This window comes from Clostridium intestinale (genome assembly GCF_035905475.1).
Lineage (GTDB): Bacteria > Bacillota > Clostridia > Clostridiales > Clostridiaceae > Clostridium_T > Clostridium_T intestinale.
Genome location: NZ_CP121166.1, coordinates 368,987 through 382,442 on the forward strand (window position 1 = coordinate 368,987; position 13,456 = coordinate 382,442).

Below are 13,456 nucleotides of genomic sequence, written 5' to 3' on the forward strand. Positions count from 1 at the left end.
AGAAGGGGGCAAGTTATGATAGATTTTCTAGAAGAAGCAAAGGCAATAAAAAAAGAGCTATTGGCATGGAGAAGAGATTTTCACGAAAATCCAGAACTAGGATTTGAGGAATGGAGAACTTCTGGAGTAATTAAAGAGTTCCTTAAAAGTGAAGGAATTCCATATACAGAAGTTGCCAAAACTGGTATATGTGCAGTTATAAAAGGAGGACAAGAAGGTAAGACTATAGCATTAAGAGCAGATATAGATGGGTTACCTATTCAAGACAAAAAAAGTTGTGATTATAAATCAAAGGTTGAGGGGAAAATGCATGCATGTGGACATGATGCTCATACAACCATATTATTAGGTGCAGCTAAGCTTTTGAATAAGTATAAATCAGAATTAAAAGGGAATGTTAAGCTTTTATTTGAACCAGCAGAAGAGACTGTTGGGGGAGCGAGATTTATGATAGGTGAAGGTGTGCTAGAAAATCCCAAAGTAGATGGAATAATTGGACTTCATGTAAATGAGGCATTAAGTGCTGGTGAAATTAAAATAAAAAAAGGTGTTGTTAACGCTGCATCTAATCCATTTAGAATAAAGGTTAAAGGGAAGGGTGGTCATGGTGCAGAACCTCATAATGCAGTAGACCCTATAGTAATGGCATCCCATCTTGTTCTTGCACTTCAACCTTTAGTAAGTAGGGAGATTTCTCCTGTTAATCCAGCAGTTATAACTGTAGGTAGTATAAATGGTGGATACGCAGAAAATGTAATCCCTGACGAAGTTACATTAAAGGGAATAATAAGAACCATGACAACAGAAGATAGAGAATATGCGAAAAAAAGATTAGAAGAGATAACTAAAAGTATAACAACAGCTTTTAGAGGAGATTATGAAATAGAAATACAAGAAAGTTATCCTTGCCTTTATAATAATGATGATATGGTAGACTTAGTTTCAGAAGCCGCAGTTAAAATTATAGGTAAAGAAAATGTTAAAGAGCAGCTTGCTCCATTTATGGGAGTTGAGAGTTTTGCATATTTTGCTATGGAGAGAAATGCTGCCTTTTACTTTTTAGGAATAGGTAATAAAGAAAGAAATATAGTTAGTCCTATACATAATGCTCTATTCGATATAGATGAAGATTCTCTACCAATAGGAGTAGCTATTCAATGTCAAAGCGCATTTGATTATTTGACAAGAAAGTAATTTAATATTAATCTATTTAGATGGAGAAATATACATTTGGAGTTGATTGTGTGAAAATAGAAATAGGAACAAATGAAGCAGGGCAGAGATTAGATAAATTTTTAAGGAAATTACTAAAAGATGTGCCATTAAGCGTTATATTTAAAGCACTGAGAAAAGGTGACGTTAAAGTTAATGGGAAAAAGCAAAAAGAGAAGTATTCTTTAGAAGTAGGAGACTTAGTTGAAGTAAGGTACGTAACTACTGAAACGAAGAAAAAAGAACCTAACTTTCAAAAAGTTGATGCTTCAGGATTAAAGATTACATATGAAGATGAAAATCTTTTACTTGTTGAGAAATGGCCAGGAGTATTAGTACATTCTGATAAAAAAGATGGTCCTCCAACTTTAACAGATTATGTATTAAGCTATCTTAACGATAAAGGGGATTATCTTCCAGAAAAAGAGGTTACTTTTACGCCAGCTTCTTGTAATAGATTAGATAGAAATACATCTGGAATGGTGTTTTTTGGTAAAAACTTCGAGGCTTTGAAAAGTTTAAATGAACTTATAAGAGACAGGGAAGTTAAAAAATATTATACAGCCTTAGTAAAAGGTCGTATAAAAGATAGAGTTTATGAAGGGTACATATTAAAGAATCAAGAAAATAATGTATCTAAAGTATATAATGATAGAGTTCCAAACTCTAAAAAAATTGCTATGGAAGTTAAAACTATACAAAGTAATGGAGCTTTTTCATTAATTGAGATAGAGCTTATAACAGGAAGAAGTCATCAATTAAGAGCTCACTTAGCAGAACTTGGCAATCCTATAATAGGAGACGCAAAGTATGGGGAGAAAAAGCTAAATTCATTTTTTAATAATAAATTCGCACTAGATTATCAATTTTTATACGCATATAAAGTTATATTTAAAAATGTACCAGAGAAATTTAGCTATCTTAAAAATAAAACTATAGCAGAGGGACTTCCGCCAATGTTTAAGAAGATAAAGACGGATGTGTTTAAATTTTAGTATAAGATAGGGGTTTTCTTATGAAAGAACAATCAACAACTAAAGGCTTTGCCATATTATCTATAGCAGGGCTTTTAGTTAAGATTTTATCTGTATTATATATTCCTTTTTTAATTGGTCGTATAGGTGATGAAGCATATGGGATATATAATAAGACTTATGAGGTTTTTGTTTTTATATATGCAGTTTCTAACACTGGGATGCAGGTTGCCGTATGTAAAATAGTTGCAGAACTTAGAGCTTTAGGGAGAGAACGTGATGCAATAAGGGCTTTTAAGCTATCTAGAAGGATGCTCTTAATAATAGGAAGTATATTTACTATTATATTATTTGTTTTTGCCAGACCTATAGCTGAGTTAAGTAAAAGCCCTGGAGTAACTTATGGACTTATGGTATTGTCACCTACAATAGTTATAACATCTGTTCTTGTGAGTTATAGAGGATATTTTAATGGAAGAAACAGTATGGATTCTCTTGCAATATCTCAGGTGTTAGAGCAAATTATAAATGTAATTGTAAGTTTGACTTTTGCAACAATACTTATAAAAACGTCTGATGAGCTTGGAAGTGCTGGAGGAACTGTAGGTACTTCAGTAGGAGCGTTAGTAGCTTGTATATATCTAGTAATAATATTTAAAAGAAAAAGATTTATGGATGAAGCATCAAAACAACCCTATACAGGAAGAAGAATATCTGATAAAAAAATAATGAAAAGAATAATTAGATATGGTTTGCCTATAACTTTAAGTGCTGGATTAGCTAATTTTGGTTCAATGATAGACATGTTTAATGTAAGTGCTAGATTGCAGGCCATTGGATATTCACAAAGCAATCAAGATATTTTATATGGATTGTTAGGGAAATATAAGACTTTAGTAAATGTTCCACTTATTTTTATTATCTCTTTAGGAGCAGCATTACTTCCAGCTATTTCTAGGTCTGTAGTTTTAAAAGACAAGAAGGAGCTTAAAAGAAAAGTAAGTTTTGCATTTAGAATGACCTATGGTATAACAATTCCTGCTGCGTTTGGATTAGCAGTTCTTTATAATGAGATATATAAATCTTTTTATAATAATTTGACAGGTAGTATGCTTATGCTGTATGGTTCAGGGGTAGTTGTTTTAATGGCTTTAAATCAGATACAATCTACTATGCTTCAAGGAGTTAACAAATTTAGTTTCTTAATATTAAGTTTTGGGACAGGAATAATAGCTAAAATAATAGTTAACTATGTGTTAGTTGGAATTCCAAGCATAAATATATATGGAGCAATAGTTGGGGGATTTGCATGTTACTTATTCCCGGTTATTCTAAATCAAATGAAGTTACAAAAGACTATTAAAATCAAAATACCGCTTATAAGAACAGCAATTAAACCAACGGTTTCAGCTATAGGAATGTCAATAAGTATTATGATAACAAGATTATTACTTACTGCAATATTGCCAAGCTGGTTTATGGAGCGAAGAATATTTATGATTATTCTAACCTTCACTTATATAATGGTAGGGGTAGTTACCTATGCATATATGATGATATTTACAAAAGGCATAAGAAGAAAAGAAATAGAAGATATGTCACCAAGAATATATGGTAAAATACCTTCTTTCATGAGAAAACATTTAAAATAGAAAAGACTATAGTATTAGCTTTAAAAAGTTAGCACTATAGTCTTTTTTTGTTACTATAGGAAAGCCACACAAAAGGGATGCTGGCTACTGTCTAATCTTCTCCAAGTCGCCTGCTTGCAAATAGTAAAAATATAAATAAAGCACCTATGAGAGCCATAACAATTAGATTTTTAATAAGTATTGTATCTGTAGCAAAAAAATTAAGTAATAAACCGATGCTTAGGTATGCTAGAATTCCTATAAATATATAAATTAGTATGTTTATATAAGAAAATTCTAAGCTAATAACTTTATTTACTTCTCTTAAATTTATTGTCAATCCTATTGCAGAAGTTATAACAGCTGTAATAGCTATTCCATAAATATTTATAGAAGGTATAGATGTTAAAATAAATAAAGAGCTTATTTCAACTATTTCAATTATTAAAGAATTTCGAACTATTATACCTTGTTTCCCTAAACCATTTAATATCCCAAACATGCTTATGGCTGGGAATAAAATTGGGCTAGCAAATGACGCTGCTTTAATATAAGAACCAAGGTCATCTCTAGTAAAAAACATATACCCAAGAGAGTCCGGAATAAGCTGACAGAGTATAAAGGTACATAATCCTAAAAGAAAAGCAATTTTAATTACTTGTTTTATTCTATTAGAAGCATTGAAATAGTCTTTACTTCCCATGGTTTGTGATAAATCAGGAATTAAAAGTGAATTAATAGATGAAATAACTATTATGGGAAAAGTAACAATAACAAAGGCCATTCCATTAAATTTACCTATCATAGCTAATGCTTCAGAATAGGTAAGTCCAGAAGCCATAAGTCTCCGGGGTACTATCAATGTAGCTGTTGTGCTAAATATTGAAGTCAGAAAACTATTTAAAGCTAATGGAAGAGATATTACTAAGACATCAAACAATAGTTGAGGTCTTCTTTCTGTTTTTGTATATACCTTAGGCACATTCCTTAAGGTGTGTTTATAGTAAATAAAAAGAAGTATAAGGCTTTGTAATTCTCCAATACATAAAGAAAAATATGCAACAGTAACTAGTGCAGAAAGACTTTTAGCCTTTAGGAAATATATTAATGAAGCTAAGATAAATATTCTTAAAGCTTTTTCTAAAATATCAATGAAAGATGGTATAGAAATTTTTGAAACTCCAAAGAAATATCCTTTAAGTATGTTTGAAACTGCAATAAAAAACATCGCAGGACAAGTAACTCTTATAGCATTTATAGTTCTTGAATCATTTACCCCATAGGCACCTATATATGGAGCAAAGAAAAATACTACAATACTAATTATTGCTGCCCATATTAAATTAAAAAAGGCCACTGTTCTTAAAGTTTTAATTAAATTGCCATAATCATTTTTACTACTATAAAGTGCAGATATTTTTGAAATAGCAGCTATAATACCGGCAGTCATTAGACCTATAAAAAGATTATATATAGGCATAACAAGACCATATAAACCAACACCTTCTGGTCCTAAAACTTTTGATAAATATATTGAAAAAATAAAACCTAAAACTCCAGTTGCAATATTGGAGGAGGTTAGTATAAATGAATTTTTGTAAAATGAGTTGCTTTTCAAAAAGTATCCCTCCTTTGAACATTAATAATTACTATTCTGAATTATTGTTAAATATAACCATGATGAAAGCTTTTGTAATTATTATTACTTTACCTAAATATAAATAAATAGAGGTTGTATTAGGGGGAGTGAGTGTGAAGAAGTTTTTAGGTTTTGTGGCATTATCATGTGTTATTACAATAGGAGCGTTTATAGCATATAATTTATCTAAAGATAAAGTTAAGTTAGATGTAATGAAGGGATATGAATATGATATTAAAGCTAAAGGCTTAAATGGAGCTAAAGATATATCCATAGATGAGGACGGTAATGTATTAGTAGCCTTCGAAAATGAAGTTAGGACTATAAGATCTGATGGTAAAGAAAATAAAATTTTACTAAATCGTAATAGAAATATACAATCTATTATGTATAATAAAGGTAATATATTTTATATATCAGGGAATTCTCTATTTCAATATAATATTAAAACGGAAGAGGATAAGGAGTTATTATCAAACTTACCTAATTCAGGAGAGTACCAAAATAGTAAACTAGCAATAAATGAAGATAAGATATATATTTCCATAGGTGCCGCAACTAATTCTGGGGTAGCTGAAGATGGGAAAACCTATGATTTATCTCCAATAAAAATAACCTTAAAAGGAAAGAATTTTGATGGAGACAAAACAGGAGCTTTTGTTGAATATGGCACTAAAACTTCAGAGGGACAGGTTGTGAAAGCTGCTTATCCTGGTAATGCATCTATAATTACTTATAATATAAATAATAATAAAAGTGAGCTGTTTGCATGGGGAATAAGAAATATAAAAGGCTGGGATTTTTATTCTACCGGTGAGTTATTTGGAATAGTAGGAGGAATGGAAAACAGAGGCTTAAGACCTATAAAAAGTGACGTAGACTATATTTATAATATAAAAAAAGGATATTGGTACGGATGGCCAGACTATAGTGGTGGAGATCCAGTTAATTCTCCTAGATTTAATGAAGCTGAAAGTGAAAAAACTACATTTTTATTGGATAAACATCCTACAGTAAATCCAGAAGCACCTTTTTACCAAAGTGAGAGAATAGATAGCCTACAGGCTTTAACTATAGATAAACAGGGCGATTTTTCAAGTGAAAATGCAATACTTTTCTTTGATAAAAACGAAAAGAGGCTAGTTAGTTTAACTAAGGATAGAATTTCAAGTAGTTTGATTAATATTAAGGGGAATGGAGAGATTATTGATATAGAAAAATTCAGGGATAAAATTTTTATGCTAGAGAAAAATGAAGGAATAATATATGAAGTTTATAAAGAAAATAAATTAATAAACACATTTTCTCAAAGATTACTGATTTCAATAATAAGCATATTGCTGATTTTTATAATAACGATAATAATAAAGGTTAATTTAACTAAAGAGGTGAAATAAGATGGTAAAGAGAATAGAGAATGCATATGGGAAAATGCTTAGAGGTGTATTCTTTGCAGTAAATCCAATAAAGAAAATAGCAGTAAAAACTACATGCATAATCCATAAGTTTATAAATGTTCAGAGCATACAAATGTTGCACAATCATGGGGAAGTAGAAGCTTGGAAGTTTTACAAAAAAAATATAAAAGCGTTAAATGCAGGCGTTACATGGGCAGATGGAGATTTTAAGAGTAGTAATCACTTTTTTCACTACAAAAAGGAAAAAGGATTATATGGATTTTCTAATGCTTTAGCAGAGTGTGAGAAATATTATAAATTATCTTTAGATCACTTAAAAAAAGAAGAAATGGATAAGGCATTATTCTTTTTAGGGGCAGCTTGTCATTTGGTTCAAGACTCTACTGTACCACATCATGTTAATAATAAGTTATTAAAAAAACATAGGGAATTCGAATTATGGATAATATCTAGACTCTTTAATGATTATGATTTTACAGAAGAAAAAGGGATAATAGAGTATAAAACTGTAAGGGAATATATAAAAGAAAATGCTCTTTATGCCTATGGGGTTCATGAAGAATATAATAATATTTTAGAAAAAGAAGAAAGGTATTATAATATAGCATTGAAAATATTATCTAGAGCGCAACAAAGTACAGCAGGTTTTCTTTTAGATTATTATAATAAAAACTTTTTAGAGAAAAATTCTTCCAATTAAGGAGGGATTTTTTTTTATTTATAGAATACTAAATGGTATATAATGTAAAATGGGTGGGGTTTTATGAATAAAACAATAGTTTTAAATATGAATGATGTTAATTTTGAAGGAAATATATTAGATGTTGGAGGAGAAAATTACGGAATAATATATAATATTAAAAAGTTTTTAGATGATGAAGTAGCTGTAGATTATGTGGATGATTCTAAAGCTATGGGAACTTTTGAATACGATACTTGCGTATTATTTTTTTCTTTAGGCAAAATAAATACACAAAAAGAACGTGAGAATATGTTAAATGAAATATATCCCCTTATTAAAGAAGATGGTGAAATATTTTTATGGGATATGATAAAATATAAAAATCAAATATATAAAAATAAATTAAGAGTTATACTTCCAGGAGATAAGATTAAGGAGTTTATTTTAAGGGATATTAACTTCTTAAAGGAATGGGGAGAAGAAGACGGGAAAAAAACACTTGAAAAATACTTTGAAATACAAGAAACTAAAGTATGGGAAGATGTTTACTATATAAAGGCTAAGAAACGGAAAGGAAGTAATACAAATGAAGATACTATTGCTAGCAATAAACTCTCAATTCATCCACAGCAATCTAGCAGTGAGATACCTGAGGTCTTTTACACAGGACTTAAATTATGAGGCAGTAATAAAAGAAGTCACTATAAATGATAGAGTTGAAAATATATTAAAAGAAATAATTAAGGAAAAACCAAATGTTGTAGCTTTTTCAGCATATATATGGAATTTAGAGTATGTAGAGAGATTAACTGAACTTATAAAAAGAGTTGATGAAAATATAGAAATACTATATGGTGGGCCAGAAGTATCTTATGATAGCGAAGGTTTCTTTCAAAACAATCGAGTGGACTACATAATATCAGGAGAAGGGGAAGAAACTTATAGAGATTTTGTTTTATATAAATTAGGAGAGCTACATTTAAGTAAAATAAAAGGATTATATTTCAAAAAAGATGGAGAAGTTTATTTTAATGGGGAAAGAAAGCTTATGAATATGAATGACATAATATTTCCCTATTCTGATGAAGATAATCTTGAAGATAAAATGGTGTATTATGAGGCTAGTAGAGGATGTCCATTCTCTTGTAAATATTGCTTAAGTTCTACTATTCATGGCGTAAGATTTTTAGATACTGAAAGAGTTAAAAAAGAATTGCAATTTTTTATGGATAAAAAGGTTAGGTTAGTTAAATTTGTAGATAGAACATTTAACTGCAATCATAAATTTGTTATGGAGATTTGGAGTTTTTTAATTAATTCAGATACTAAGACAAGATTTCATTTTGAGGTATCAGCAGATATATTAAAAGATGATGAGATAAAGCTTTTAAACACAGCACCAAAAGGAAGATTTCAACTAGAGGTTGGAGTTCAAACCACTAATCCACAAATATTAAAAAATATAAATAGGACAATAACCTTTGAAGATATTAAGGAAAAGGTAGTTGAAATAAAAAAAGGAGATAATATTCATCAACATTTAGACCTAATAGCAGGACTATCTGGAGAAGATTATGAATCCTTTAAAAAATCCTTTAATGATGTATATAACCTTGGAGTTGAGATGGTGCAGTTAGGGTTTTTAAAACTTTTAAGAGGGTCAGATATGAGAATTGAAGCAGAAGAATGGGGTATTGAATATTCACCTTATCCTCCATATGAAGTTTTAAAGACATCATACATAAATTATTTTGAGTTATTAGAACTTAAAAAAATAGATGAGATGGTTGATAAGTACAATAATTCAGGAAAGTTTTCAAATATATTAAAATATCTAATACCTAAATTCGAAACACCGTTTGATTTCTTTAAAGAGCTCGGAAACTTTTTTGAGGAAAAAGGATATTTTAATAGAAATATAGGAAGTGTAGAATATTACAAGGTATTTTTAGATTTTTATAATGAAAAAATGCAAGATAAAGAAGAAAGAATTTTGAAAGAAATAATAAAGTATGATTATTTGTGTTTTAATAAAAAGAGATGGCTGCCTGATTTTCTTATAAGAGAAGTTAATAAAGATTTAGAAAAAAATATAAAGGAAGCTAAACGAAACAAAATAATTGAGTTAGATTATGATAGTTATCATGTAGAAAAGTTTAGTATAGATATAATTGGTTTTGTTAATAATGATGTAATAAAAGAAGAGGATTGTTATTTGATTTTTGATGAAAGAGATTTTAATAATTTTATAGACTTTACTAAAATTATTAAAGAGAAAGATTTAATATAATAAAAAAAGCTCTGTTTCTTATTTAGTAGGAACAGAGCTTTTTTGCGAAAATTCTTAATAAGATGAATTTTCAGTAAATTATATTAAAATACTTTGAATTTTTGTATAAACTACAATTTATATCGCAATTGCTTCAATATAGTATAAAGATCAGTTTTGGACAGAGCTGTTAAAAGTCATTATAATATACATAAATGTATATTATAAGCAGAGTTATAAAATCAAGGAGGTCAATAATTTGGAGTTTGTAATGAATAAAATTATTAGTATTGACAAAGATGCTGAAACTTATCGCCAAGGAATAGAGAAACTGTTGATAGAAAAAGAGTTGGAATTAGAAAAAAATATTAATGAACTTAGGCAAGAGTGGGCAATTGAAGAAAAGAAAATACGAGAGGATATAATGAAGGAGAAACTTGGGGTTGCAGAGGAAAAAGCAAAGTCAATTTCTAAAGAAAAAGAAGAATCTATAGAATTAATTAAAAATAAATATGCTGAGACCTCTGATCAAATAGTAAATGAAGTTTTTCTAAAAATAATTAATTCATTATGAGGCAATAATATGGGGAATATAGTTAAATTTAGTGCTGTAAATTCAAAGATAAAGACCTTAAAAGGAAAAATGTTAAAGAAGAATCAGTATTATCAGCTGCTTAATAGCAAAGGGTTTAAAGATGTATTAACCATTTTAAAAGAAAATACTTATTATGGAGAAGTGTTGAAACAGTATGATCTCGACAAAATAAATAGAGGGGAATTAGAAATAATTTTATATAGACATTATGTATCTATACATAATAAATTTATTAGTTACTTTAGTGGAGAATACAGAAAATTCATTAAGAATCTTTTTTTGAAGTGGGAAATAGAGGACTTAAAAATAATAATTAGAGGAAAGTATATAGGTAGATCTAAAGAGGAAATAGAGAGGACTTTGATAGCTAGAAGTTCTTTAAGCACTTTAGATTACTCATATCTATTAGATTCAAAAGACTTAAATGTGCTGATTGAACGATTAAAAGAGACTATTTATTATAAAAGTATAAAAAATCTTATAAAAGATATAGATATGAATGGATTATTTAGAATTGAAACTGAATTAGATTTTATTTATTTTTCTAATATAAGAAAAGAACTTAAACATTTAGATAAAGAAAATAGAGAAGTTATAAATGAAATAATAGGTCTAGAGGGTGATCTTTTAAATTTAAGCTGGATTTATAGAGGGAAAAAGTTCTTCAATTTAAGTTCAGAAGAGCTTTTTAATTATACTATTTATGATGGGTTTAAGCTTTCGAAAGAGAAGATTAAACTTTTATGTTATGCAAAAAATGGAGAGGAGTTTCATGATATTATAAAAAATACAAAATATGGGTATATTTACGAGCAAGATGAGACTAAAACTATTGAGAAAAGAGAAAGGGAGTATGAAAAAAGATATTATGGTAAGTACTTAAAAGAAAATAAGCAGAATTTTGGAATGCTTATGAGCTATTTAAACCTATACAGGATAGAAATGAAAGATATAGTTTCAATTGTAGAACAAAAGAGATACTATGGGGATAATAATGCTATGAATTATGTTTCAGTAAGCTTGTAATTTGGAGGTGAGGTTTTGGCTATTGAAAAAATGTACATGGCCAATTTAGTTGGAGCTTTTTCTGATTTTGATAAGTTAACTAAGCTTCTAGCGTTAAGTGGATTTATGCAACCTATAAGTGCTTTACAAGAGATAAATACATCAGACTTTTCTTTAAAGACTTCAGAAGATAATATAGAGGCTTTAATTGATGTAGGTTATATAAGGCCGTATATTTATGATAATGACATTGGAGTAAGTTATAAAAAAATTAACGAATTACTAGAGAAGCAAAAAGAATATGAAGTTTATAATAAACCAAGTAAAGATATAGAGTTCAATATAAATAAAGTTGAGGAGACTTTTGGGAATATATACACAACTTATGAGATATTAAAAAAGCAATTAGAAGATTTAATAGATAAAAAGCAATATCTAAAGCATACTCATGAGGTTGTTGAATTTTTGAAAGATTCATCTATAGTTATAGAAGATTTATATTCCATGAAGAATTTTAAAGTTGGATTATATAAGGTTAAAAATGAAAATATGATTAAACTTAAAGCTAACTATGAGAATATACCTTCAGTAATCCAAAGTATTTGTAAACAGAAAGATTTCACTATATTTATATCGTTTACTCCATTATTATTAGTGATTGAGGCAGAGAGAATTTTTAAATCTGCTAATTGTGAGGAAATAGAAATTCCTAATCATTATGAAGGTACACCTAGCGAAGTTTTAGAAATTATAAACAATGAGATGAATAGCGTAAACTCATCTATAAGAGATATAGAAACTGGACTAAAAGACTTTTTTAAGACAAATCATAAAATTATAGGGGTTTTAAAAAATAGTTACGAGCTTGAGCTTAAAGCAGGAGAAATAAAAAAAATGTCAGCTTGTACACAGGAGTTCTTTTATACTTCTGGATGGATACCTAAAAGCAATATAAAGGACTTGGAAAAACTTTTAGAAGGATTTGACGAAAAAATATTATTAATAATAAAAAATACAAATGAGCTTAACAATGAAAATATTATTCCACCTACAAAGTTAAAGAACAATAGATTTATAAGACCATTTCAAAGTATAGTAGGAATGTATAGTGTACCTAATTACAATGAGATAGATCCTACCTTATTTTTAGCTATAACTTATACATTGATGTTTGGGGCTATGTTTGGAGATGTAGGTCAGGGAATGGTGCTATTTATAGCAGGGATATATTTAAGAATTAAGCTAAAAAGAGTTAATTTGGGAGGGGTATTAGAAACCCTTGGGATCAGCTCCACTATATTTGGATTTTTGTATGGAAGCATATTTGGATCAGAGCATATTATTAATGCAGTACTAATAAGACCTATGGAAGAAATAAACGATATGTTAGTTGCAGCCATAATTTTTGGATGTGTCTTTTTGTTAATCGGGTTTGTACTTGGGATTATTAATAAATTAAAAATAAAAGATATAGAACATGGGATTTTTGGAAAAGAAGGATTGATGGGCTTTATTTTTTATGTTGGAGTACTTCTATTAGTAGCAGATAAATTATCAAATACAAATGTATTACCAACATTTACTGTTATTGTATTTTTAGTTTTGTGCTTGATAGTTATACTTTTAAAACAACCTTTAGCTAATAAGATTACTGGTAAAAAAGTGTTATTTAATGATGGTGCTAAAGATTATTTTATAGAAGCAAGTTTTGAAGTTATAGAAACATTATTATCAATGTTTTCTAATACTGTTTCATTTATAAGAGTAGGAGCTTTTGCTTTAAACCATGTTGGATTATTTGTAGCCTTTTCTGCTATGGCGGAAATGAGCAATAATGGAGTAGCTTCAATTTTAATATTAATAATTGGAAACATAATAATAATAGGACTTGAAGGTCTTATTGTATTTATTCAAGGATTAAGACTTCAATATTATGAACTTTTTAGTAAGTATTATAGTGGCGGAGGAATTCTTTTTGAACCTATAGAAGTTAGTTTTAAATAGTGAAAATTTATTATTAGAAGAGGTGTA

Annotated in this window: 11 protein-coding genes; 10 read left to right on the forward strand and 1 reads right to left on the reverse strand. The window is 28.7% G+C overall.

All coding sequences use genetic code 11. From position 1 onward, the window contains the following. The first annotated feature begins 15 nt into the window (after positions 1-15). The 3 genes from P8F83_RS01730 to P8F83_RS01740 are packed head-to-tail and all read left to right on the forward strand — an operon-like array spanning position 16 to position 3,838. Positions 16-1,194: a M20 metallopeptidase family protein gene (locus P8F83_RS01730; protein WP_326513179.1), complete on the forward strand. Its 1,179-nt coding sequence runs from the start codon at positions 16-18 to the stop codon at positions 1,192-1,194. 50 nt (positions 1,195-1,244) lie between these two features. After that, positions 1,245-2,207, forward strand: a complete 963-nt coding sequence (locus tag P8F83_RS01735) for an RluA family pseudouridine synthase (protein ID WP_326513180.1) — start codon at positions 1,245-1,247, stop codon at positions 2,205-2,207. Positions 2,208-2,227: 20 nt separating this feature from the next. Beyond that, positions 2,228-3,838, forward strand: coding sequence for a putative polysaccharide biosynthesis protein (locus P8F83_RS01740; RefSeq protein ID WP_326513181.1), 1,611 nt, complete (start codon positions 2,228-2,230; stop codon positions 3,836-3,838). Between the two features lie 91 nt (positions 3,839-3,929). On the opposite strand, the gene spoVB is transcribed toward P8F83_RS01740, so the two are convergent. After that, positions 3,930-5,435 (reverse strand): stage V sporulation protein B, encoded by a 1,506-nt coding sequence (gene spoVB, locus P8F83_RS01745; protein ID WP_315110104.1) that lies wholly within the window; start codon positions 5,433-5,435, stop codon positions 3,930-3,932. 134 nt (positions 5,436-5,569) lie between these two features. On the opposite strand from spoVB, the gene P8F83_RS01750 reads away from it, so the two are divergent. The 7 genes from P8F83_RS01750 to P8F83_RS01780 all read left to right on the forward strand — a co-directional run bounded on the left by P8F83_RS01750 (position 5,570) and on the right by P8F83_RS01780 (position 13,429). Continuing rightward, positions 5,570-6,853 carry a PQQ-dependent sugar dehydrogenase family protein gene (locus P8F83_RS01750; RefSeq protein WP_326513182.1) on the forward strand — a complete coding sequence of 428 codons (1,284 nt, stop codon included), beginning with the start codon at positions 5,570-5,572 and terminating at the stop codon, positions 6,851-6,853. Position 6,854: 1 nt separating this feature from the next. Then, positions 6,855-7,574 carry a zinc dependent phospholipase C family protein gene (locus P8F83_RS01755; RefSeq protein WP_326513183.1) on the forward strand — a complete coding sequence of 240 codons (720 nt, stop codon included), beginning with the start codon at positions 6,855-6,857 and terminating at the stop codon, positions 7,572-7,574. Positions 7,575-7,637: 63 nt separating this feature from the next. Next, complete coding sequence (locus tag P8F83_RS01760; RefSeq protein ID WP_326513184.1) at positions 7,638-8,237, forward strand: hypothetical protein; 600 nt, start codon at positions 7,638-7,640, stop codon at positions 8,235-8,237. Next, the gene (locus tag P8F83_RS01765; RefSeq protein WP_326513185.1) at positions 8,143-9,846 is read left to right on the forward strand and encodes a B12-binding domain-containing radical SAM protein; all 1,704 of its coding nucleotides are present in this window, start codon (positions 8,143-8,145) and stop codon (positions 9,844-9,846) included. Before P8F83_RS01760 ends, P8F83_RS01765 begins: the two co-directional genes overlap by 95 nt. A gap of 238 nt (positions 9,847-10,084) precedes the next feature. Continuing rightward, a complete protein-coding gene (locus P8F83_RS01770; RefSeq protein WP_326513186.1) occupies positions 10,085-10,399 on the forward strand; it encodes a hypothetical protein in 315 nt (104 codons plus the stop codon). A 9-nt stretch (positions 10,400-10,408) separates the two neighbouring features. Continuing rightward, positions 10,409-11,446 carry a V-type ATPase subunit gene (locus P8F83_RS01775; RefSeq protein ID WP_326513187.1) on the forward strand — a complete coding sequence of 346 codons (1,038 nt, stop codon included), beginning with the start codon at positions 10,409-10,411 and terminating at the stop codon, positions 11,444-11,446. A 15-nt stretch (positions 11,447-11,461) separates the two neighbouring features. Continuing rightward, the gene (locus P8F83_RS01780) at positions 11,462-13,429 is read left to right on the forward strand and encodes a V-type ATP synthase subunit I (RefSeq protein WP_326513188.1); all 1,968 of its coding nucleotides are present in this window, start codon (positions 11,462-11,464) and stop codon (positions 13,427-13,429) included. Positions 13,430-13,456: the final 27 nt, after the last annotated feature.

Excerpts from the sequence above, each read along its gene's own strand:
- P8F83_RS01730 (WP_326513179.1), top strand. The coding sequence starts at position 16 with ATGATAGATTTTCTAGAAGAAGCAAAGGCAATAAAAAAAGAGCTATTG.
- P8F83_RS01740 (WP_326513181.1), top strand. The coding sequence starts at position 2,228 with ATGAAAGAACAATCAACAACTAAAGGCTTTGCCATATTATCTATAGCA.
- P8F83_RS01755 (WP_326513183.1), top strand. The coding sequence starts at position 6,855 with ATGGTAAAGAGAATAGAGAATGCATATGGGAAAATGCTTAGAGGTGTA.
- P8F83_RS01760 (WP_326513184.1), top strand. The coding sequence starts at position 7,638 with ATGAATAAAACAATAGTTTTAAATATGAATGATGTTAATTTTGAAGGA.
- P8F83_RS01765 (WP_326513185.1), top strand. The coding sequence starts at position 8,143 with ATGAAGATACTATTGCTAGCAATAAACTCTCAATTCATCCACAGCAAT.
- P8F83_RS01775 (WP_326513187.1), top strand. The coding sequence starts at position 10,409 with ATGGGGAATATAGTTAAATTTAGTGCTGTAAATTCAAAGATAAAGACC.